This is a genomic window from Patiriisocius sp. Uisw_017, assembly GCF_047731265.1.
Lineage (GTDB): Bacteria > Bacteroidota > Bacteroidia > Flavobacteriales > Flavobacteriaceae > Patiriisocius.
In genome coordinates this window covers 1,287,776-1,310,341 of the sequence record NZ_CP159835.1, presented here as the reverse complement: position 1 = coordinate 1,310,341, position 22,566 = coordinate 1,287,776, and the positions used below count along the sequence as shown (strand labels likewise).

Annotated in this window: 21 protein-coding genes; 9 read left to right on the top strand and 12 right to left on the bottom strand. The window is 36.1% G+C overall.

Annotated features, from left to right (window positions below):
- Positions 1-349: 349 nt before the first annotated feature.
- From ABXT67_RS06000 to ABXT67_RS05945, 12 genes are all read right to left on the bottom strand, one after another.
- Positions 350-544, bottom strand: coding sequence for a hypothetical protein (locus tag ABXT67_RS06000; RefSeq protein WP_415376371.1), 195 nt, complete (start codon positions 542-544; stop codon positions 350-352).
- A 116-nt stretch (positions 545-660) separates the two neighbouring features.
- Positions 661-2,376: a helix-turn-helix domain-containing protein gene (locus tag ABXT67_RS05995; RefSeq protein ID WP_415376370.1), complete on the bottom strand. Its 1,716-nt coding sequence runs from the start codon at positions 2,374-2,376 to the stop codon at positions 661-663.
- Positions 2,377-2,737: 361 nt separating this feature from the next.
- Positions 2,738-2,881, bottom strand: coding sequence for a TMEM175 family protein (locus ABXT67_RS05990; RefSeq protein ID WP_415376940.1), 144 nt, complete (start codon positions 2,879-2,881; stop codon positions 2,738-2,740).
- 50 nt (positions 2,882-2,931) lie between these two features.
- Positions 2,932-3,714: an enoyl-CoA hydratase/isomerase family protein gene (locus ABXT67_RS05985; protein ID WP_415376369.1), complete on the bottom strand. Its 783-nt coding sequence runs from the start codon at positions 3,712-3,714 to the stop codon at positions 2,932-2,934.
- 37 nt (positions 3,715-3,751) lie between these two features.
- Positions 3,752-5,167, bottom strand: coding sequence for a sensor histidine kinase (locus ABXT67_RS05980; RefSeq protein WP_415376939.1), 1,416 nt, complete (start codon positions 5,165-5,167; stop codon positions 3,752-3,754).
- A 271-nt stretch (positions 5,168-5,438) separates the two neighbouring features.
- On the bottom strand, positions 5,439-5,975 hold the full coding sequence (locus tag ABXT67_RS05975) for a CopD family protein (protein WP_415376368.1): 537 nt from the start codon (positions 5,973-5,975) through the stop codon (positions 5,439-5,441).
- Positions 5,976-6,155: 180 nt separating this feature from the next.
- Positions 6,156-9,278, bottom strand: a complete 3,123-nt coding sequence (locus ABXT67_RS05970) for a VPS10 domain-containing protein (protein WP_415376367.1) — start codon at positions 9,276-9,278, stop codon at positions 6,156-6,158.
- Between the two features lie 3 nt (positions 9,279-9,281).
- Entirely contained in the window at positions 9,282-10,334 is a 1,053-nt protein-coding gene (locus ABXT67_RS05965; protein WP_415376366.1) for a T9SS type A sorting domain-containing protein, read from the bottom strand.
- A 37-nt stretch (positions 10,335-10,371) separates the two neighbouring features.
- Positions 10,372-11,748: an MATE family efflux transporter gene (locus ABXT67_RS05960; protein WP_415376365.1), complete on the bottom strand. Its 1,377-nt coding sequence runs from the start codon at positions 11,746-11,748 to the stop codon at positions 10,372-10,374.
- A gap of 15 nt (positions 11,749-11,763) precedes the next feature.
- Positions 11,764-12,180: a nuclear transport factor 2 family protein gene (locus ABXT67_RS05955; protein WP_415376364.1), complete on the bottom strand. Its 417-nt coding sequence runs from the start codon at positions 12,178-12,180 to the stop codon at positions 11,764-11,766.
- Positions 12,181-12,352: 172 nt separating this feature from the next.
- A complete protein-coding gene (gene hemH / locus ABXT67_RS05950; RefSeq protein WP_415376363.1) occupies positions 12,353-13,399 on the bottom strand; it encodes a ferrochelatase in 1,047 nt (348 codons plus the stop codon).
- A gap of 337 nt (positions 13,400-13,736) precedes the next feature.
- A complete protein-coding gene (locus ABXT67_RS05945; protein ID WP_415376362.1) occupies positions 13,737-14,645 on the bottom strand; it encodes a helix-turn-helix transcriptional regulator in 909 nt (302 codons plus the stop codon).
- 225 nt (positions 14,646-14,870) lie between these two features.
- On the opposite strand from ABXT67_RS05945, the gene hemA reads away from it, so the two are divergent.
- The 9 genes from hemA (at position 14,871) to hemB (ending at position 22,542) form a co-directional block, all read left to right on the top strand.
- Complete coding sequence (gene hemA, locus ABXT67_RS05940) at positions 14,871-16,136, top strand: glutamyl-tRNA reductase (RefSeq protein WP_415376938.1); 1,266 nt, start codon at positions 14,871-14,873, stop codon at positions 16,134-16,136.
- Positions 16,129-17,082 (top strand): hydroxymethylbilane synthase, encoded by a 954-nt coding sequence (hemC, locus tag ABXT67_RS05935; RefSeq protein ID WP_415376361.1) that lies wholly within the window; start codon positions 16,129-16,131, stop codon positions 17,080-17,082. The genes hemA and hemC overlap by 8 nt, the downstream gene beginning before the upstream one ends.
- Positions 17,079-17,801: a uroporphyrinogen-III synthase gene (locus ABXT67_RS05930; RefSeq protein ID WP_415376360.1), complete on the top strand. Its 723-nt coding sequence runs from the start codon at positions 17,079-17,081 to the stop codon at positions 17,799-17,801. Before hemC ends, ABXT67_RS05930 begins: the two co-directional genes overlap by 4 nt.
- 165 nt (positions 17,802-17,966) lie before the next feature.
- A complete protein-coding gene (locus ABXT67_RS05925) occupies positions 17,967-18,176 on the top strand; it encodes a four helix bundle protein (RefSeq protein WP_415376937.1) in 210 nt (69 codons plus the stop codon).
- A 114-nt stretch (positions 18,177-18,290) separates the two neighbouring features.
- Positions 18,291-19,322, top strand: a complete 1,032-nt coding sequence (gene hemE, locus ABXT67_RS05920) for a uroporphyrinogen decarboxylase (RefSeq protein WP_415376359.1) — start codon at positions 18,291-18,293, stop codon at positions 19,320-19,322.
- Between the two features lie 17 nt (positions 19,323-19,339).
- Positions 19,340-19,804, top strand: a complete 465-nt coding sequence (locus ABXT67_RS05915) for a DUF6973 domain-containing protein (RefSeq protein ID WP_415376936.1) — start codon at positions 19,340-19,342, stop codon at positions 19,802-19,804.
- A gap of 38 nt (positions 19,805-19,842) precedes the next feature.
- The gene (locus ABXT67_RS05910) at positions 19,843-20,592 is read left to right on the top strand and encodes an EI24 domain-containing protein (RefSeq protein ID WP_415376358.1); all 750 of its coding nucleotides are present in this window, start codon (positions 19,843-19,845) and stop codon (positions 20,590-20,592) included.
- Positions 20,582-21,487 carry an oxygen-dependent coproporphyrinogen oxidase gene (gene hemF, locus ABXT67_RS05905; protein ID WP_415376357.1) on the top strand — a complete coding sequence of 302 codons (906 nt, stop codon included), beginning with the start codon at positions 20,582-20,584 and terminating at the stop codon, positions 21,485-21,487. Before ABXT67_RS05910 ends, hemF begins: the two co-directional genes overlap by 11 nt.
- Positions 21,488-21,558: 71 nt before the next feature.
- Positions 21,559-22,542 (top strand): porphobilinogen synthase, encoded by a 984-nt coding sequence (hemB, locus tag ABXT67_RS05900; RefSeq protein ID WP_415376356.1) that lies wholly within the window; start codon positions 21,559-21,561, stop codon positions 22,540-22,542.
- The last annotated feature ends 24 nt before the right edge of the window (positions 22,543-22,566 follow it).

Sequence of the window (22,566 nt, the reverse complement as noted above, 5' to 3'; positions counted from 1 at the left end):
GGCATTTCATCTGTTTAGCTTTTAAAGTGAATTAAAAATACTTAGTGAAATTCCAATAATAGTTGTTACGAATGTTACCATGATTTGTTTGTTTTAGAAGGTTAGTTTGATAAGTAGGTAAATAATCACACCCGTAATGACTCCTACCCCAAATTTTACTGCTTGAATTTTCTTTTTAGTATCCATTGTTTTCATAAGAAGAATTATTATAGTTTTCTATTTATTTTGGTGTGGAACAATTGATTTGTTTTGATGCTGCAAACATCTGGCATAAAAAACCTTTAAAAAAAAGAAGCCTTCCCATTTTTAGAAAAATAGGGCAGACCTCAAAACTTGTCGCATCTTTATTTTATTGGGCCAAAGGATTTTCTTCAGAAATTTCAAAAACAAAAAAACCACCTTCCCTAAATTTATAAATTTGGGTTTGAAAAGATATTTTCTTATTTAAAAGAAGTGTTTGAGAAGTGAAAAATACTAGAATAGTCTCTCTCTCTCTCTCTCTCTCTCTCTCTCTCTCTCTCTCTCTCTTTTGTGGGTTTTTCACAAAGATACTCGACGTTGTAAAGAGACTCCCCTAGAAAAATCGCACCCATTAATAGATCGCACCGAAATCGAAAATCACACACTTGTGCCGAGCGTAGTGGAAGTATCTAAAATTTCTTAAGTAATATTCTTGATGTTTTTAATGTAAAATGAAGGATTTAGTCCAGTATCTTTTTTGAAGTATTTGGTAAAACTATCAGCACTTTTATAACCTACTTCTTCTGCGATTGCTTGAATAGAATAGCATCTAAAAAAGACATCATTTTTTAGACGTATAATGGCATAGTTAATTCGCAAGTCATTAATGTAGGTGCTAAAATTTTTACCGTAATGCGAGTTAATAACCTTTGAAAGGTAAGACGTGTTTGTGTTAATTTTCTTCGCTACATTATAAGAGTTACATTCTTGTTTTAAGAAATATTCTTTCTCTTCTAACGTTTTAAGCCCCTCAAGGATTTGTTTGGTAACCTCTTCTGACACGTCATTGCTTGCTTTTTCTTCTAGCAATTCATCCTTGGTGTCAATAATTTCAGAAGGCGTATTTGCCGCTTTTATCTTTGAAAGGAGTGCTTCAAATTTTGCTTCATCTGTCTTTTTATTTTTGTAAAATTTCAGCAGTAAAAACAGTAGGGTTAATATAACGACAGCTCCTCCTAACAATAAATAATTAAGGTGAGATTGGCTCTTTTCTTTTTCAGCCTTTATATGTTCTATGTCATCTTTAAATTTTTTTCGCTCCTTTTCCAAAAGAGAACTTGACACATCTGCAGACATCTTTGAGTGCTCTTTTTCTGTGTTAAGGTATTTTTCAAAATAATAGCTTGCTTTTTCAAAATCACCAGTCTCTTTAAAGGCTTCCGCTAGAACCTTATAATAATTTGACATATACCCTTCTTCCTCGGGTGACACTTCATAATCTCTCAAACCTTGCATTAACGTTCTACTAGCCTGTTCAAAATCACCTTCTTTTGAAGCTAAATTTCCATAACGAAGTGCCATTCTCAGGGAAGTTAAAGTCCCCTCGATCATTGGACAATATTTTTCGCTATTTATCAAGTACTTTCTTGCCTTCTTATATTTTTTCTCTTCTAATGAAATATAATACTTACTGTAATAATATTTACGCAGATAGCAACTATCAAAATCCTTGCTAAAACTTTTAATTAAGGCTGAGTAATGTTTAGCAGAATCTATTTTGTTTAATTCCAAGTAGCTCTTTGAAATATTATAATGAATATCACTTAAGAGTCGTGACTTAAAAGAGCTTGTATAATTAGAATCAATAGGGTGGTTGGCTATAATTTTAAGTATGTTCTTTTCAATTTCTAAAGACTTTCTGTAATCCCCATTAATTTTATGCACATAAGATAAATTACTCAACGCCATTTGAGCACTAATATCGTCACCTTCATTTTCGGAAATTTGTAAAGCTAAATTAAAGTACCGTATCGCTTCTTTTAGGTCGGGGATACTCATTTGTATCGTACCCGCCACAATATGTGCACGCGCTTCAAATTTAAGCGCTTTATACTCCTTGGCAAAGAAGAGTAGTTTTTCAAATTGTTCATTTGCTTCTTCAAGATTTCTATGGCTATAGTGAATCCAAATAATAGCTTCCATACCCATATATTCCTCTTCTTTGTTATATTCCCTTTTTCCTTTCAAAATATAAGCCTCTGCAGCGCCAATAGACTTTTGCAAATCACTAAACATATATTTATTAATAGAGTCTCTAATAGTATCAAAAGAATACTTTGAAAGACCTTCCGTTGTTTGAGAGAATCCAGCGGGAATTAAGGCAAAGCTGAAAAGAAAAAGTAAAATATTTTTCATGAATTTAGGAGCAATCAAGAACCAAAGATACCGATTAAAACAGACGCGTTTGCGGATTCTTCAACTGAAAGTACTGACTAGAATATGAGGGTTTTCAAAACTTCTGATTTGCCAATGTTATTGTTTTGAAGATTTCATAAACTTCCTACTGTAGTATTTTTTAGCTAAAAACTGAATTACCGCAATAAAAAGTAAAGGGTCCAGCAACCTCGTAATAAGCTGCAAAAAGGCATGTAAAAAAGGCAATAGCACTGCGAAAAGCAAGTCAAAGATATTCAAACCAAAAAGCTTATTCTCAAATAGAGTGATGTCCCTAGAAATCAATAAATAAAACTTCCACTAAATTACTGTCACCATAAAACTAACAAAAAAAACTTATAAAGTCAGGAACAAGATACCGCAAGGTAGGTCCAAAACATCTTTCTTGATATACCTGATACAATGGTAACTCAATATCTAGAACTAATAAAGTAATGGCAATAGAACAGACGGCATCATTAAAAATAAAAACACACCCTTTTGGAAAGATGTGTTTTTTAGCATGCTCAAAGCTAGTTATTTTCCTTCAAAAACTGGTTTTCTCTTATTCAAAAATGCCTGCGTACCTTCAACAAAATCTTCTGTTCCAAAACAATTTCCAAATTCTGAAATTTCAGTTTCAAAACCATTTACTCCATCCTCAAAACCGGCATTTATTGCTGCAATAGCAGCGCCGATTGCCACTGGAGAATTACGCTTTATCTTTCCTGCAATTTTTTCGACCAATGGAACAAGTTCTTCTAATGAAGTTACATGATTAACAAGCCCATATTGTAAGGCTTGATTCGCATCAATCATTCCTGCAGTCATAATTAGTTCCATCGCACGGCCTTTGCCTACTAATTGTGGTAAACGCTGAGTGCCGCCATAGCCAGGAATTACTCCTAAAGAAACTTCAGGCAAACCCATTTTTGCATTGTCACTAGCCACCCTAAAATGCGCTGCCATAGCCAATTCTAATCCGCCTCCTAAGGCAAAACCATTTACTGCAGCTATTACGGGTGTTCTTAAATTCGCAACAAAATCAAACAACTTGGCTTGACCTTCCGCAGCTAATCTTCCACCTTCCGCAACATCAAAATCTGCAAATTCGCTAATATCTGCACCTGCAACAAACGCTTTTTCTCCACTTCCAATAATGATGATTACTTTGGTATCATAATCTTCGTTAGCAGCATTAAAAGCTTCGTGTAATTCTTGAATGGTTTCAGAATTAAGCGCATTTAGTTTTGAAGGTCTATTAATGGTGATGGTTGTAATACCATCTTGAGTTGTTGAAAGGATATTATTGTAGCTCATGATCTCTATTTTTAAACCACAAAGCTACTGTTTTTAGTTAAGATTGCTTTGGGAATTTAACAGTAAAAATGGTTTCTTCTCCCTGTTGAGAACTAAGAGAAATAACACCTCCAAAGGTTTCAACAATATTCTTCACCATCGCTAAGCCTAGCCCCATTCCACTATTTTTAGTAGTAAATTTAGGCTCAAAAACTTTTTCCTTGTACTCTTGAGAAATTCCAACCCCGTTATCTTTTACTTCGATAACAACATCATTTTCTTGTAAAAAAACGCGCACCTCAATTTTAGGGTTTTCAGGATTCTTTTGCTGAATAGCCTGCGTACTATTTTTAACAAGGTTTGTAACTACTCTAATAAGCTGCGTTCTATCAAAACGCGCTATGATTTCCTCTTCTTTACTTTCAAAATAAATATAATCTTCGTTAAATATATCTAGGGCTAGTTTTGTAATCTTAACAACATTGAGCGTTTCTTCTTTTTGAGCTGGCATTTGTGCATAATTGGAAAATGCAGATGCTATAGAGCTCATCGTGTCTATTTGCTGGATTAAAATATTACTGTATTCATTAACTTTATCATTAATTTCTGGATCTTCTGGATCAAACTTTCGTTGAAAACTTTGCACCGTCAAACGCATCGGGGTCAAAGGGTTTTTAATCTCATGTGCTACTTGTTTTGCCATTTCGCGCCAAGCAGCTTCCCGTTCATTAGTAGCAAGTTTTGCCGCACTTACTTCAAGCTCATCAATCATCCCATTGTATGCTTTTACCAGATTGGTAATTTCCTCTGTTGTGTTTTCAACCTCAATTCGTTTATTTCGCTTATCAAATCTTGTTTCTATAATTTTTTGACTTATCGAATTAAGAGATTTCGTTATATACTTTGAAAGAAAATAGGCCAAGGTAATGGCTAACAAAAGCATAAACAAATAAGTAAACGCAAGTCTCGTCAAGTTTTCTCGCAATTCCTTTTTAATAAATCCGTCGTCCTCGATATAAGGAAGGTTTAAAATAGCCAATGGTTTAAAATACTTATCGGTTACATAGGTATAGGAAGACTGATAATTTTCACCATTCTCCTCAAATTCCTGAACAAAAGATTTGTCTGCCGAAGTGTTAAGTTCATTTAAAACCAGCGCAGATAAACAGGTTTTTGTAGTGTCTTTTATAAAAGAAGCTCTCGACTTTGTGAGCAACGAACCCTCCAAATCATATAAGTAAATTTCCAAGCTATGAATCCGTTTTATTTTATAAATCTCTTTCTTAAAAATAAGTGGGAGGTATACCGTTTCAACTGGAAATGTAGTTTCGTCTAAAACATCTGAAATATGCTTCATGACGTTTTCTTGCTTGCGCTCCAGTCTATCGTGGTGGTAATCTTCAGCTTCTTCGCGATATTGATACACCGTTACAGCAGCCATCAATATAGACGCCAGCACAACTAGCACTAACATTGAAATAAAAATACGGTTGCGTAAAGATTGTGTGTAGAATTTCAAATTTTTCTAAGTTTTCTGCAGAACTATTAATGATTGGAAGATAGCAATAATTAAACCAAGTTTTTAATTGGAATGAGGAAAGACGGCTTCGTTGAAGGAAGAAAGAAAATACTCAGAAGAACTTATAGAATATGGAGGCTTAACAAAGGAGGAAATTCAAAACTGTTATTCTATGATTTCAAAATGCAGTCGATACGATAACTTTTCTGATTCCGATTCCAGTTTTCTACTTTTTCTCTCTAATTCGTTTATACATTTTAACCCCTAGCATTAAAATAACTGAAAAAAGAACAATGCCCAGCGTTCCATAGATCCAATCCACAGCATGTTTTAAAATTACTAAAAACACTACCGAAAATAATATAAGCGTAGCGCCTTCATTAAACAAACGCATCCAGTTTGAAGAATGTTTGTACGCACCATTATAATGTGATTTAAAAATTAAGTGACACTTTATATGATAGAAAATAAGTGCGACTACAAATCCTAACTTAACTTGCATCCAAGCATCTGTAATCCAGAAAGGGCGCAATACTAATAACCAGATTGCAAAACCAGTAGCCAAAATCATAGATGGCCAAGTGATTATATACCACAAGCGTTTGGTCATAATTTTGTATTGCTCACTTAAAATTTCTCGTGCTGGACTTTCTTTTGATTGTGCTTCAATTTGATACACAAAAAGACGAACAATATAAAATAAGCCCGCAAACCAAGTGATAACGAAAATTAAGTGAAGGGATTTTATGTAATTGTATTCCATTATGCAAATATAGTCGCCCCTTCGATACATTTTTTCATAAAAGCCTAGCTTTTATCAAAAACACTTAGGATCTTTTGATTCTCCGATGCAATTAACCTTGTTAATTTATTAATTATAAAAAGTTTCGTAGGTGGTTTTCATTTTGCCTCAATAAAGCAAAATGAAAGTTATATCAAAGGACTATTTTTCAATAAATAAATAATTCAGTTGTTTGCTATTAAATGCAGTATTAAAGGTTTTAATTTCTTCTGAAACTAATTGGTCAAACCTATTTAGTTCTTCATTTATCCTCTGTGTCAGGTCGTCTTTAACCGCAACGTCTTGCATTGTTGGTGGAAAATCATCCATACCTACTAAGCTATTTAAATGTGCCAATTTATTAGTTAACCTAATTGGAAAATTTAAAGGGTCTTGGCCACTACGGTTCTTCGTTTGGTACAATGCTTTTTCAATTTCCGAAAACTGTTTGCTCAAGGTATCGGCTTTTTCAACCAACTCTTTTACCTCATCATTGTCTTTATATTGTTTTTGAAATGCTTGCAATTGCTCATTGATGTTACGTATTTTCTTAATGGATTTGTGTGCTTTATCTACTGTTGCATTTACTTCTGTAATAAAATCAAATTGCTTTTGCATTCCTGCAATATCTGTTTCGGCGTTTCTATCTGCCAAAATTTTAAACGTTTGTAATAGTGGTTGCTCTCCTTCTACTTCTAAAACCACTTTATACTGTCCCGGAACAGCCTGCGGTGCAGATGTGCTTGCCCACCAAAGAATCATTCCCTTTAATCGTTCAGCATCTTTACCACGCATATTCCAATTGTGATAATTTGCTCCATCCTTAACTTTCAACACAGCGATATCCTTTTCTTTATCCTCTTTAGTACTGAACTTTTTAATCGTGTCCCCGGCCATTGATGTATAGCTCAAACTCACCTTTTTATCTTTACTATCTTTCAAGTTAAAATAAACCATTACCCCACTTGGATGGTTAGTGCCTTCAGTTAACGAACCTTTCCTCGACGTTCCTCCCATGCGGTAGCTGTCTTTTGGTTTAAAAAGAAATCTATCAGCTCCGTTCGGGGATTTTTTTGCATCTGCTAATTGATGTAGTACGCTTAAATCATCTAAGATCCATAAACTTCTACCTTGGGTTGCCACAATCAAGTTACCATCTTTTAATGCCAGATCTGTGATAGGAACAATAGGTAAGTTTAGTTGAAATGGTTTCCAATTAGCACCGTCATCAAAAGAAACATACATTCCCGTTTCTGTTCCTGCATACAACAATCCTTGTTGTCTCGGGTCTTCTCTAATTACTCTTGTGAAATGCTCATCGGCAATACCGTTGGTGATTTTCTTCCACGATTTTCCATAATCTGTGGTTTTGTACAAATAGGGTGCAAAGTCCCCAGTCTTATATTTTGTTCCTGCCACATAACAAGTTCCTGCCTCAAAAATGGAAGGCTCCACACTATTGATCATCATCCAATCTGGCATTCCCTTTGGGCTAACATTATCCCAATCTGCCCCATCATTTCTAGACACTTGAATTAAACCATCGTCACTTCCCGTCCATAAAACCCCTTGTTTTAAAGGGCTCTCGGCCGCAGCAAATATGGTGCTATAATACTCCACAGATGTATTGTCCTGTGTAATAGGACCTCCAGAAGACTTCTGTTTTTCAGGATCGTTTCTGGTTAAATCTGGGCTTATTACTTTCCATTCTTCCCCTTCATTTATAGTGAAATGTAAATGATTGGAAGCAGTATATAATTTCTTCGGATTATGAGGTGAAAAAAATATTGGGAAATTCCATTGAAAACGATATTTCATGTCTTCTACACCATGACCCATTGGATTGTCTGGCCATACACTAATGCTTCGCACCGTGTTTTTATCATGATTGTATCGGGTTAAAAACCCATCATAACTTCCGCCGTAAACAATATCATTGTTCATAGGATCTATCGCTATATGGGCACTTTCACCACCAGCGGTAGATTCCCAATCTGAATCATCTATATTCCAACCTTCGGTTCTATGAGGTATTCTTATGGTAGAATTATCTTGTTGCGCTGCATAAATTCGATACGGGAACGCATTATCTGTAGTCACTCTATAAAATTGTGAAGTAGGCTGATTGTGATAGGTACTCCAAGTCTCACCTCCATCATACGTTATTTGAGCGCCACCGTCATCACCAATAATCATACGGTTGGGATCTTCTGGAGCAATCCATAAATCGTGATGATCTCCGTGTGGTGCATTGTAGGTTTCATAGCTTTTACCTCCATCGGTACTTTTGTGATAGCGCACGTTTAAAACATACATTACATCTTCATCCTTAGAGTCTGCATAAATGCGTGTGTAATACCATGCACGTTGCCTTAGCTTGCGTTCATCATTTATTTTCTTCCAAGTCTCTCCGCCATCATCACTGCGATATACACCGCCTTCTTTTTCGTTTTCAACAAGTACCCAAACGCGTTCGCTATTGGCTGGGGAAACAGTCACTCCTATAATTCCTAAAGTACCTTCTGCAAAACCTTCGTTTATTGAAATTTCTTTCCAAGTTTCTCCACTATCAGTACTTTTCCAAAGCGCAGAACCATCACCACCGCTACTTAGGCTGTATGGTGTTCGACGCACATTCCAAGTAGATGCGTATAAAATTCGAGGATTGTTTGGGTCCATTATTAAATCTACCGCTCCGGCATCTTCATTGACAAACAAGGTTTTTCGCCAAGTCTTTCCGCCATCGGTGCTTTTATAAACACCTCTCTCTTGAGTAGGTTTGTAGAGGTTTCCCATTACCCCCGCAAAAACAATATTATAATCTGTAGGGTGTACTACAATTCTTGGAACGTGACGGCTCTTTTTTAATCCCGCTTGCGTCCAAGTTTTCCCCGCATTTTCAGATTTCCAAATTCCGTAGCCAGAGGAAACGTTACCGCGCACTGTTTTTTCTCCTCCACCCACATAAATGACATTGGGATCACTTTTTGCTACTTCTATAGCACCAATAGAACCTCCAAAAAAACCATCAGAGATATTCGTCCAGCTTCTACCACCGTTTTTTGTTTCCCAAATTCCACCACCAGTACTTCCGAAATAATATAAGTTAGGTTTTCCAGGAACTCCGGTTACTGCAGCACTACGTCCACCACGAAAAGGGCCCACTAGACGATATTCCATCGCATCATAAAGCGCTTCGTCGTATTCTTGGGCGACTAATGGTTTATGGAGGCTACTAAAAAATGTAACTGTAAATAGCAGTATTGAGATTTTGATAGATTTCATTGCTTAGTTTTTTATAAGTTTTTTGATTGTTTGATTTTCGCCTGATTGAAGCTTTAAAAAATATACTCCCGTGGTAAAATTAGAAACTGAAACAGCACTATTAGAATGTACTCCTTGTTTAATGATTTTGCCTGACATATCTATAATGGCATATGAATCTACGATATTTTCAGGATCATAAATATGAAGTGTATTCAGTACTGGATTTGGATATAATTTGATAGCAGACCATACATTTTCTTGAGTACTTAATAATTCATCTCTAAAATGTGATCCAAATCCAGGAAGTGATTCATAGTATAAAAAATCATCAAAATGTACTGCATAAATTGGGTTCTCATATAGAAGATCGTATAAAGTTCTTGTGCAGCCAGGATTTAGATCATTTATATTACTCGGAATTAAAAAAAAATCAACAACAAAGTCCTCGCCGTATTCAAATTGTCCTAATATCTCTCCACAATTATCTATTCCTTCAAAAGTAAAATCTGGATTAATAGTTAGTCTTGGCACATCTGGACCTGTAAAGTACTGAGAGTCGCCCAAGTCCGTATCTTGTTGATACAAATACCAAGTTCCAAATAAGGTGTCGTCTGGTGTTGGCGGTTCATTGCCAAAATAAGCCACCGCGTTGTCTGGGCCGGTCAATCGCAATGATTTTAACCCCAAACTAAAAGTGTCATAGTCATATTCTAGTGTTTTTAAATCGAAGTCCATGTTAGTTAAAAAATCAAAGAAATAATGGTTTTCGTAATAGCAGTTAGGCAAATCACAACTCAAAAGTGTAATATTTGCGGAAGTAAACTGAAAAAAAAATCCTGAGGAACTAAAGGATATTTCTCCCTCAAAACCATTTTCTACCCCATTGGCTAAAATTGTATAGTTGCCATTATCTTCAGAAAAAATTAAATTGAAATTTTCGCCCTGAGGCACATATAATCTCTCATTATTGACCCTGAGATATTTTAAATACCATGTCTCTTCAAGCATTCCTGGTTCTTGGGCGTTTCCTAAAGAAAAAGACAGAAAGATTAATAAGGATATTAGTTTTTTCACGACTGCGGTTGTTGAATACTAAAGATACCCAAAAAAACTATGTTTCCAAAAGATCTTTCTTCACAGAATTGTTCAAATAATACCCAGTTACTAGCGTAGAAAGAACATCGGCAATTGGGAAAGAAATCCACACACCAAAAACACCATAGTAATTAGGAAGTATCAAAACCAACGGAATTAAAAAGAATCCTTGTTTGGTCAAACTCAATAATAATGCAGGAACTACCCTTCCGATTGCTTGAAAATAGGACCCTCCAATTAGCTGAATCACAATCACTGGTGTCGCTGCAAAAACCCAACGCAATGCATCTGGCGTTCTCTTTAAAAGCTGGGCGCTGTCTGCTAAGCTTCCTGCTTCTTGGCCACCACGATCGCTTATAAAAATGGAAACAAATTCTTCCGAAAAAATCATTATTCCAGCAAAAATAAGCAAGGCCAAAATACCTGAATACATAATAGATTTATTAATGGCCTCCCGAACACGCCCATATTTATTAGCTCCAAAATTATAGCCTGCAATAGGCATAAAACCTTGGTTTACGCCAATCACTGGGAAGAGCGCAAACATTAAAACACGGCTAATAATACCATAACTCGCCACGTCAATAGCATCTCCAGTATTTATTAGAACATTATTGAGTAAAATGGTAAGGACTGCAATAACTCCTTGTCTTGCCAGAGTCACAAAACTAAGCCCACTAATTTCTGAAACTATTTTCTTTTTGAGTTTTAAGCAATGAAATGAAATTCGCAATTCACTCTTAAAAACGAAAAACCATAAAATGAAACTAAAGCATATAGCATAGCTAATAAAGGTTGCCCATGCAGCTCCAGCCATCCCCATATTCAAGACATTAATCAAAACATAATCCATCCCAATGTTTCCTATGGCAGGCAGCATCATGGCGTACATAGCAAACTTCGGTTTACCTTCAGCACGTATCACACTGTTGCCCATCATGCACATGGCCAGCATAACAATTCCGTAGAGAACAATGCGATAATAGGTTAATGCTAAATCTCTAAAACTATCGTCAGCACCAAAAAAGTCAATTAAAAAATCTTGGAAAACTAGTCCCAAAAATGCCAAGATTCCTGACGTTAAAAAGGTAAGTGTTATTTGGTTTCCAAAAACGCGCAGTGCCTTATCATCATCATTAGCACCTAAGGCCCTTGAAAGCACAGAACTTCCGCCAATACCCACAGCAAGACCAATCGCTGCGATAAAAAATGTAACTGGAATAACAACCGTAATGGCAGAAATTGCCAAAGGCCCTATCCATCTTCCTACAAAGATGGTGTCTACAATCATATTAAGAGACATCACTAAAATACCAATAGAAGCAGGTACGGCTTGTTTTACTAGCAAGCTACTAATTGAAGCAGTGCCTAGTGAATCTGAGTTTTTTTTCAAAAGATTTATTGTGATTTAGTTGCGTTTTCTAATCGCTGTCATTTTTACAATTTTAGTGTCTTCCACTTCATAAATCAACACAATTTCAAAAGGGTCACTGCTACCACTTGCTCCAGTAATGTATTCGTGATCTATCACTTTTTTATCAAATACTGTACGTTTTAATATTTTTGAATGAAGGTTGGGTGATGCCTTAAAATATGGTTCATAAATAGCCCTTACTTCATTAATTCCAGAAGCGGTTTGCTTTGAATCTTTAAAATTGTGCATCGCAATATCATCAGAAAAAAAGGACATAAACAGCTCGATATCGTGGGCGTTGTATGCATCTAAATTGGCCTGTACTATTTTTTCTGCATTGTTTTCCTGCGCTATCATTGCTGTAGTTGAAATAAAAATTATACCACTTAGTACTATTGCTTTTACATTCATTCTATGTTTTTTTGATGAAACATTGTGGCGGAAAACCCCTTTAACTCTCATTTAATTGGGAGAAAACGGCTATCAGGTAGCCACAGTTAATAAGATATTTGACCCTTGAGGATTATCTAAAATCGAATAATTATTTTATTGTAGATACCTCGCAAAACCAATTGGTGAGGTGCTAGGCAATTGCCTTATCCAAATCAATAATTCGCCACTCCTCCACCATATTAGCGAGTACTTGCGCAAATTCATCTCGATCATTCAAGCAAGGGATTACTGAAAATTCTTTTCCTCCTACTTCGTGAAAAATTTCTTCACCTTCCATCGCTATTTCTTCTAAAGTTTCCAAACAATCACTTACAAATGCCGGAGTAACAACCACCATTTTTTTAACGCCTGCTTTTCCCATTCTTTCAATAGTTCTGTCTGTGTACGGCTGTAACCAAGGATCAAAGCCTAATCTAGATTGGAATGTTGTAGAATAGGTTCCGTTTTTCAAGCCTAGATACTTTGCAACGTTTACAGTCACCATTTCACATTGATGGCGGTAACAAAATTCGTGTTGCTCACTGCCTTTTTTAAAGCAGCACTTCCCATCCATTTTGCAGTTGCCTTTCGTCACATCACTTTTTCTAATATGTCTCTCTGGGATTCCGTGATAACTGAATAATAGATGGTCATAATCCAGTTCCTTTAATTTTTCTCCTATACTTTCAGATAGTACTTTTATATAATCTGGTCTTTTACCAAAGGAAGCCGTGCGCGTAATTTTTACCTGCGGAAAATATTCAGCAACAAGTTCATCGATTCTTACATCAATCGTCTCCGTAGTAGCCATTGCAAACTGCGGATATAAAGGGATTGTTTTAATTTCAGTACACCCTTGATCTACTAATTCTTGTATCCCCTTTTTCAAGGTCATAGCCCCGTACCTCATTGCTAAGCCAACCGGTATATTTAGTTTAGACTGCACCTTTTTTTGCAATCTTTCAGAGAGTACAATCAGCGGCGAACCCTCTTCCCACCATATTTTAGCGTACGCTTCGGCAGCTTTTTTAGGCCGTGTGTTTAAAACAATACCGCGTACTAATAAGATACGCGCCCATCTAGGAACGTCAATTACTCTAGGATCCATTAAGAATTCATCGAGATATTTTCTTACGTCTTTGGGGTTAGTGCTGTCGGGCGAACCGAGGTTTACGAGAAGAACTCCTTTTTTATTCATGCAATTCTATAATTTCTTTTTGCTCTATCAGTTTCCCTAATAGCTTCTAAGAACAAAAATACTGCTAATTCGTTTGTATAAAAAGAAGATGTAATAGATTAACAAAATGATATAATTATCGCAGCCTTTTGTTTGAAGAATTAATTGAAGAACTCGTTAATTACCCGATTAATTTCCCCTCAAAGGAAACACACTGCTGGAAAAAAATACGAAACAACAAGTGTTTTATTTAACTAAGTTAAGCCGAGTTCTCCCCCCTTTGAAGAGGAGATAGAGAACCCGCACCGGGGTGTTACAGGATGATTTTACGCAAACTAGTTAAAAAGAGAACTCGATATCAAGAGCTCAATCCCATCACAAACTTCTTAGGCGTAGTACCAAACTTCTTCTTAAATGCAGCAATAAAATGGCTCGACGTGCTATAACCAACTTTGAGTCCCACTTCATTTACATTGTGCGCACCTGTTGCCAGCAATTGGCGCGAAACTTCCATTTTGTAATCAAAGAGAAAACTAAAAACGGAGTCTCCATAAATCTGTTTAAAACCTTCTTTTAGCTTGTTTATTGGTAGTTGTATTTCGTCTGCCAGCTCTTGCAATGTTGGTGGTTCTGCCATCCTAGATAAGATGATTGTTTTTGCCTTTTTTATTTTTGCCACATTTGTTTCATCCACTAAAAAAGGGCATTGTTCCACATCCACATCTTCCTCACGATTAAAATATAAACTCAATAATTCATAAGCCTTTCCTTTAAAATATAACGGCTTTACTGAAGGGTGCAAATTATAATTCATTAGTTGATTGAGCACAATTGCCATGGAAGGAGAAACAGGAGCATCTTTATAGTATTTGCGCCCTTTATTTTCTTCGCTTAAGAATGAAATATAACTAGCCTCATTGGAAAACAAGGTGTGAAATTTCTGAATAGGAAGTAATACTGAAATAACCCAAGAATTTGCTGCTACAAGTATTTCAATAGGTAAATCTCGTTCTGGATTATATAACAATAACGAGCTTTCCTCTTGAATGGGTAAGCGGTAATTTCCGTTATTAAAACTGAAAGAGCCGCTGCCTTTTACGCAAAAATGGAATTGAATATAATTGGAGTTTACATCTCTTTTAAAAAGCTGATTATCAGTAGTTTCATTATTGAATTTTAAAATAAAAAAACCGTCTTCAATCAAGGTTTCATTATAAGTACCTTGAGCGATACTTTCTGAAAATTGCGCATGTTCTGAATTCTTCATTTATTTAGAATTATTATAAATAAGCAATAGCCTATTGTTTAGCAAAGATACGTATTTATTGGTTTTCCAATGGATTTGAGAGTTTTATGAGATTTTATAACCAGTAACGACACATTTGATACCGCTTGCGTTACTTTTTAGTATATACAAGATATATTTTTGCAGTCTGATTCTTTTGTTGAATCATAAATCGAATTTTGTTTGGAAAAAAGTAACGCTATATGTATTCAACACAATAAACGTCCAGGGGCTTTAAAAGAAGCTCTATACGTTATTGGATTAAATTATAAAAAGGCAGACGCGACCATTAGAGGGAATTTCAGTATTTCTCAAGACCATCAAAAAGCTATTTTAAAATCAGCTCGAGAGCTCGGTATTTCTTCCTTAAATATTATTTCTACTTGCAATAGAACCGAATTATATGGTTTTGCAGCCCACCCAACTATTTTAGTGAAATTACTTTGTGACCATACCCAAGGGACCATAGCAGAGTTCAACATGGTTTCCTATACTTTTAAAAATAAAAATGCTGTTTCGCATCTTTTCAAAATGGGAACGGGTTTAGACAGTCAAATATTAGGTGACTTTGAAATTATAAGTCAGTTAAGAACCAGTTTACGTCTTTCAAAAAAGGCGGGATTACTTAACGCCTATATGGAACGCCTTGGAAATGCGGTAATCCAAGCAAGCAAGCGCATAAAAAACGAAACTGAAATTTCAACAGGTGCTACTTCTGTAAGTTTTGCAGCAGTGCAATACATAATGGCTAGAGTGCCTTATGTTTCTGAAAAGAAAATCCTCCTTTTTGGGATTGGAAAAATAGGGCGCAATACCTGCGAAAACCTCATCAAGCACACAAAAAATGAGCATATTACACTCATTAACAGAACCAAAGTAAAAGCAGAAGAAATTGCCGGAAAGTTTAATCTAGTCGTTAAAGATTATTCAAACATACAAAGTGAAATTGCGAGCAGCGATATCTTGATTGTTGCCACTGGAGCGCAAAAGCCTACGATAAGTAAAGAATTATTATATCTTAAAAAGCCCCTTTTAATTTTAGATCTTTCGATTCCTAAAAATGTTTCGGAATCTGTTAGAGAAAACCCCAACGTAACCTTGATTCACTTAGACGAATTGTCTAAAGTAACAGATGCGACTTTAGAACATCGTCAATCTCAAATTCCATTAGCCGAAGCTATTATTGAAGAGGTGGCTTTAGAATTTAGAACTTGGGCAAAAAACCGAACATTTGCTCCTACCATTAAAGCCCTAAAATCAAAGCTGTCTGAAATTAAGGTTGGTGAAATTGACAATCAACGCAGAAAAATTTCAGACTTTAATGAAGAACAAGCTGAAATTATAAGCGATCGTATTATTCAAAAAATTACGACACATTTTGCAAACCATTTAAAAGATGCCAATGGTTCAGCGCAAGAAAAAGCAGCAATGATTCGTGAGGTATTTCAGTTAAACGAAAGCAACGATGGATAAAGTCATTCGCATTGGAACACGCGACAGTCAATTAGCGTTATGGCAAGCGAACGCTGTTAAAAGTAAACTTGAAGCTTTAGGATATAAAACCGAACTTGTTCCAGTAAAATCAACCGGTGACCTAGTACTAGACAAGCCTTTATATGAAATGGGAATCACTGGTATTTTTACAAAAACCTTAGATATTGCTATGCTCAATGGCACTGTAGACATTGCTGTTCATAGCATGAAAGATGTTCCTACGGCATTGCCAAAAGGAATCATTCAATCTGCTGTTTTAGAACGCGCTGCAACACAAGATGTTTTAGTAGCCAATAAACCCATTGACTATTCAAAACCCTGCATTATTGCGACGGGAAGTTTAAGAAGAAAAGCACAATGGCTTCATAAATATCCGCACCACACTGTTATTGATTTACGCGGAAATGTACAAACGAGATTAAAAAAACTGAAAGATAATAATTGGGATGGGGCCATCTTCGCCAAAGCTGGTTTAGAACGTTTGAGATATTTAACAAACTATTTGAGCGAAGAAAAAATCGAAAGCATATCCTTTAGCGGGGTTGGGAAGGACTTAGATTGGATGCTACCAGCACCTGCTCAAGGCGCTATGGTAATCGTAACATTGAAAAATGACGATTTTTGTACACAGGCTATTTCAAAATTAAATCACAAACCTTCAGAAGTTTGTACTGAAATAGAACGTGATTTTTTAAAAACATTAGAGGGTGGATGTACTGCCCCAATTGGTGCATTAGCTGAATTTATAGAAAATAAAATTAGATTTAGGGGATGTCTATTTTCTTTGGGCGGAAGCAAAAAATTAGACATCGGTACCAATTTTGATTTTACATCATTTAAAAACAAGGGTACTATTGCTGCAAATGAACTTTTAGAAAATGGTGGTCAGGAATTAATGGAGAAGATCAAGAAAGAGATGGTATGATTTCAATGCTATCAACAAAGAAACTTGAATCGAAGCAACGAAGTCTGTTTGTTGATGCCGGTTTTAATCTCGTTGAGTATGACGCTATTGCTATCGAGTACTTAGATTTCGCAACACCAAACAACATTGAAAACACCATTTTTACAAGTCAAAATGGGGTTCAATCAATTCTAAATTCAGAATTCAGAATTCAGAATTGTTTTTGCGTTGGTCAAAAAACAGCAGCATTATTAGAAGGAAACGGACTAAATGTTGTAAAAATGGCCAGAAATTCGGCAGAATTGGGTGATTTTATAGTAAAAAACCATCAAAACGAGTCATTCCATTATTTCTGTGGAGCGCAACGAAAATCCGAATTGCCCAATACCCTAAAAGCTTTAAATATTGAATTTTTAGAAGTAAAAACATATAAAACGAACCTAAAACCCCGCAAATTTGATCAAAAATGGAACGGAATCCTGTTTTTTAGTCCAAGCGGTGTGGAGAGTTATTTTAAATTGAATTCCTCCCTTGGGGGGAGTCCAGAGCGGTGTTCCAGTAGAACTTCGGTTGGGCTGGAAACGATTCCGCAACAAGTGCGGTGTGACCAACCATTGGTATTTTGTATTGGTGAAACAACGGCCGACGCTGCAAGAAATCACAGTAAAAATATTGTTATTGCAAATGAAACATCAGTCGAGAGTGTGATTGAAAAAGCAGTTGAAATTTTAAATAAATAACTTTGAGCCACTGACCTTTAGCTTATAGTAGCCCTTAGAAATGAGCGATTGTACAAATCTAGAAGAACAGGAATGAAATTGTGAAGCAAGTATAGGCACTTTCAGAAAAGCTTCCCAGCGATTAAAACTTTGGTTTAAAGAGTCAAATTACCCGTACCTTCAAATATTGCAGAAGGATGCATTAGAAGTAGCGAGATCGAATTTAATCGTTTTCTAGAAATAGCAATGGAATCTTTGTTTGAAGTAGAAACACAATTAATAATTTGTGCGGAACTAGGCTTTTTAAGTAAAAATGACCCGACCGAGCTAAATAATTTAATAAATACTGAGGCAAAAATGGTCAATGCATTGATGAACAAAATAAAAAATAGCTAGAAGCAGTGGTCTTTTTAGTTCGATGAATTAATTAAAAGCGAGCCCGAAGCTAAAGGTTAAAAGCCAATAACAATAACGAGCTGAAGGCCAGTGGCCAAAAGCTAAAGTCAAATTATGATAAAAAACGACCTATTTTTAAAAGCCTTAAAAGGTGAAACTGTAGACCGTCCTCCTGTTTGGATGATGCGTCAAGCCGGGAGATACCTTCCAGAGTTTATGGAAATAAAGGCTAAGTATGATTTCTTTACACGTTGTCAAACTCCAGAATTAGCAAGCGAAATTACCATACAGCCCATTCGAAGATATGGGATGGATGCCGCTATTTTATTTTGTGATATTTTAGTCATTCCGCAGGCGATGAATATTCAGGTAGAGATGAAACCAGGAATTGGTCCTTGGTTGCCTAATCCTATTCGTTCTCAAAAAGATTTAGACAGCGTGATTGTTCCAGATATTCACGATACTTTGGGATATGTGATGGATGCAATTAAAATGACAAAAGAAAAACTAAATGATGAAATACCCCTCATCGGTTTTGCTGGGAGCCCCTGGACTATTTTATGCTACTGCGTGCAAGGACAAGGAAGCAAAAACTTTGATAAAGCAAAGGAGTTTTGTTTTACGCAACCCCTCGCAGCACACGAATTACTGCAAAAAATTACAGATACCACCATTCTCTACCTTAAAGAAAAAGTGAAAGCTGGAGTTAATGCAGTGCAACTATTTGATAGTTGGGGCGGAATGTTATCCCCAGTTGATTATCAAGAATTCTCGTGGCAATATATGCAGCAAATTATAGATGCATTAAAGGATGATGCGCCTGTTATAGCTTTTGGAAAAGGGTGCTGGTTTGCCTTAGATACCATGGCAAAAAGTGGTGCTAGTGCCTTGGGTGTTGATTGGACTTGTTCCGCAAGAAATGCGCGTTATTTATCTGGCGGAAATATTACATTACAAGGTAATTTTGACCCAACCAGACTCTTTAGCCCACCCGCAGAAATCAAGAAAATGGTAAAACAGATGATTGATGATTTCGGGAAAGACAAATACATCGTAAACTTGGGTCATGGTATATTACCTAATATTCCTATAGAAAACGCAGGGGCTTTCATTCAAGCTGTAAAGGAATACAAAGTAGAATCGTGAAGTTCTGGACACGCATAATGGGTTTGAATATTGGGCAGCTTTGGCAGCTTTCGCTTTTGTTTTTGAAAAATCTGTTCTTAGTTTTTCCAACACTAAAAGCAACCAAAAAAACCTTTGCAATTTGCAATGATTTATTTGGACAAGAACATCAAAAAAGTAATCGCGCCAATGCCTTTAGACATATAATTTGGAATATTTTAATTTGTAAAAATTCGATGCAAATACTTAAAAACAAACAAAAAAGTGTGTTTTGGGCGCAAAAGTTGACAGATTTGTATGAAAAAGTGACTCAAAATGAAGTGCTCGACGAAGCTATGGATTTGCACAATAATGCGGTAGGAAGGATGTACTTTCTCAATCTTATAGACAAGAGCGAAGCAGAAATTATTGATTATGTAATGACGAAAATGAAAAACGCACAAAAAGTAACCGCTATTCAAGAAATGTCTCGTTTTAAAACGTCTTTGGTATATATAGAATAATTAAAACCAGTACAGAAATACTATTTTAAAATACATTAATGATTAAGGCTATTTTCCAAGGAATAAAATCGTACGCTAGCTCATTTAAATTAATGAGTCAACTAGGGCTTTGGAAATACTTTGCAATACCCATTTTAATTAGTCTTATTGTTGCAAGTAGTATAGGATTTATATCTTGGGGTTTGAGCGATGATATTGGCTTTTATATTTCAAAAATTTGGTTCTGGGAATGGGGTTCAGAAACGTTTAGAAGTATTAGTAATGTGCTGGGTGGGATTTCCGTAATTGCATTGGGTCTTATCGTTTATAGACATACAATAATGGCAATTAGTGCTCCTTTTATGAGTCCTGTTTCAGAAAAAATAGAACAGCATTTATTGGGGAATACCTATAGCCACAGAGACTCCTCTCAAATTTCTCAGCTTTTGCGCGGCATCAGAATAAATGGCAGGAACCTAGTATTTGAGCTATTATTGACTATCCCTTTGTTATTAATAAGTTTGATTCCCGTATTGAACATCATCTCGTTAGTCCTCATTTACCTATTACAGTCGTATTATGCAGGTTTTGGTAACATGGATTATACGTTAGAACGTCATTTTAATTATTCTGAAAGCATCAAATTCGTTAAGAGAAATAGAGGAACTGCTATTGGCAATGGAATGGTTTTTATGACCTTGTTATTAATTCCCGTTATAGGAATTATTATCGTTTTACCTCTTTCGGTTACCGCGTCTACTACCGAAACAATTCGTTTATTAAATCAAAAAAATGTAAATGAAAGATAAATTTGTAAACTACATTAGACAGCTTCAAAATAACATCACTTCAAAACTAGAAGATATTGATGGCAAGGCTACTTTTAAAGAGGATCTATGGAAACGCCCAGAAGGTGGCGGCGGTCGCACCAGAGTTATCGAAAATGGAAATGTCTTCGAAAAAGGAGGGGTAAACACTAGTGAAGTCTATGGAAAACTACCTGAAAGTATGCAGCAATACTTTGGGGTAAAAGACGCCAATTTTTTTGCCTGTGGACTCAGCCTGGTATTACATCCTTCAAACCCAATGGTGCCAACAGTGCACGCAAATTGGCGGTATTTCGAAATGTACAACCAAGAGGGCGAGATTGTAGACCAATGGTTTGGGGGCGGGCAAGATTTGACACCCTATTATCTATTTGAAGAAGATGCAATTCACTTTCATAAAACCTGTAAAACGGCCTGTGACAAACACAATCTTGATTTTTATCCAAAATATAAAAGCCGTTGTGATGAATATTTTTATAATACACATCGTGAAGAAGGCCGCGGAATAGGAGGTTTATTTTTTGATTACCTCAAAGCAACAGCCGCTATGAGTATGCAAGATTGGTATAACTTTGTGAGTGAAGTGGGTGATAGTTTTCTAGATGCATATAGCCCCATTGCTGAAAAGAGAAAAGAGCTGCCGTATAACGACGCTCAAAAAAATTGGCAAGAAATACGTCGCGGGCGTTATGTAGAGTTTAATTTAGTACACGATAAAGGAACGCTTTTCGGTCTAAAGACAAATGGTAGAATTGAAAGTATATTAATGAGTTTACCGCCTCACGTGCAATGGGTGTATGACCATCAACCAGGCGCTGGGAGTGAGGAAGAAAAATTGGTTGAGGCATTAAAAAACCCTGTGGATTGGGTTAAATAATCTTCGATGTATGCTGTTAGATGTATCTTTTAAACCTAACATTATTTATCGAAAAATTTAAAATTAAAACGATGTTAAAAAGAAATAGAAGACTAAGAAAAAGCGAAGCAATAAGAAGCCTTGTACGCGAAACTAGTATCTCTCCAAACGATTTTATAGTACCCTTATTTGTAGTTGAAGGTAAGGGGGTAGAAGAAGAAATTGCATCGATGCCTAATTATTATAGATATAGTTTAGACACCCTTAAAACCGAAATCAAAGAACTATGGGCTATGGGATTAAAGTCGGTGTTGCTTTTTGTTAAAGTACCGTATAATTTAAAGGATAATGAAGGAAAAGAAGCCCTAAATCCTGACGGGTTAATGCAAAAAGCTATTAAAACCGTTAAGGATACCTGTCCAGAAATGATTGTTATGACCGATGTAGCTTTAGACCCTTATTCTCAATATGGACACGATGGTATTGTTGCAAAGGGAGAAATTATAAACGACCCTACAAATAGTTTTCTTGCAAAAATGGGATTGAGCCATGCGCAAGCTGGAGCAGATATTGTGGCTCCTAGTGATATGATGGATGGCCGTATTTTAGCAATGCGCACTTTGTTAGAAGACGAAGGGTTTCACAACACAGGTATTATGAGTTATAGTGCTAAATATGCTTCTGCATTTTATGGGCCTTTTCGTGATGCTTTAGACAGTGCTCCTGTTGATCTCCAGGATATACCAAAAGATAAGACAACATACCAGATGGATCCTGCAAATAGAAACGAAGCAGTGAAAGAAACATTAATGGATATAGCCGAAGGAGCAGACATTGTTATGGTGAAACCGGGTTTATGTTATTTAGATATTGTTAGAGACATTAGTAACGTTGTAGATGTTCCCGTTGCTGTGTATCAAGTAAGTGGTGAATATGCTATGCTAAAAGCGGCTGCTGAAAGAGGGTGGCTAGATCACGACGCGGTAATGATGGAACAAATTTTGAGTATCAAAAGAGCTGGCGCTACTATGATTGCAAGTTATTTTGCTAAGGACGTCGTGAAGCTATTAAATTAATTGCAAGACCACGTTTCTCATCAT

Bases quoted from the DNA above. Each gene is read 5' to 3' on its own strand.
- hemC (WP_415376361.1), top strand. From the start codon at position 16,129: ATGGATAAAGTCATTCGCATTGGAACACGCGACAGTCAATTAGCGTTA.
- ABXT67_RS05955 (WP_415376364.1), bottom strand. From the start codon at position 12,180: ATGAATGTAAAAGCAATAGTACTAAGTGGTATAATTTTTATTTCAACT.
- hemF (WP_415376357.1), top strand. From the start codon at position 20,582: ATGAAAGATAAATTTGTAAACTACATTAGACAGCTTCAAAATAACATC.
- hemB (WP_415376356.1), top strand. From the start codon at position 21,559: ATGTTAAAAAGAAATAGAAGACTAAGAAAAAGCGAAGCAATAAGAAGC.
- hemE (WP_415376359.1), top strand. From the start codon at position 18,291: ATGATAAAAAACGACCTATTTTTAAAAGCCTTAAAAGGTGAAACTGTA.
- ABXT67_RS05970 (WP_415376367.1), bottom strand. From the start codon at position 9,278: ATGAAATCTATCAAAATCTCAATACTGCTATTTACAGTTACATTTTTT.
- ABXT67_RS05945 (WP_415376362.1), bottom strand. From the start codon at position 14,645: ATGAAGAATTCAGAACATGCGCAATTTTCAGAAAGTATCGCTCAAGGT.
- hemH (WP_415376363.1), bottom strand. From the start codon at position 13,399: ATGAATAAAAAAGGAGTTCTTCTCGTAAACCTCGGTTCGCCCGACAGC.
- ABXT67_RS05915 (WP_415376936.1), top strand. From the start codon at position 19,340: ATGGGTTTGAATATTGGGCAGCTTTGGCAGCTTTCGCTTTTGTTTTTG.
- ABXT67_RS05995 (WP_415376370.1), bottom strand. From the start codon at position 2,376: ATGAAAAATATTTTACTTTTTCTTTTCAGCTTTGCCTTAATTCCCGCT.
- ABXT67_RS05985 (WP_415376369.1), bottom strand. From the start codon at position 3,714: ATGAGCTACAATAATATCCTTTCAACAACTCAAGATGGTATTACAACC.
- ABXT67_RS05975 (WP_415376368.1), bottom strand. From the start codon at position 5,975: ATGGAATACAATTACATAAAATCCCTTCACTTAATTTTCGTTATCACT.
- ABXT67_RS05980 (WP_415376939.1), bottom strand. From the start codon at position 5,167: ATGTTAGTGCTAGTTGTGCTGGCGTCTATATTGATGGCTGCTGTAACG.
- ABXT67_RS05910 (WP_415376358.1), top strand. From the start codon at position 19,843: ATGATTAAGGCTATTTTCCAAGGAATAAAATCGTACGCTAGCTCATTT.
- ABXT67_RS05930 (WP_415376360.1), top strand. From the start codon at position 17,079: ATGATTTCAATGCTATCAACAAAGAAACTTGAATCGAAGCAACGAAGT.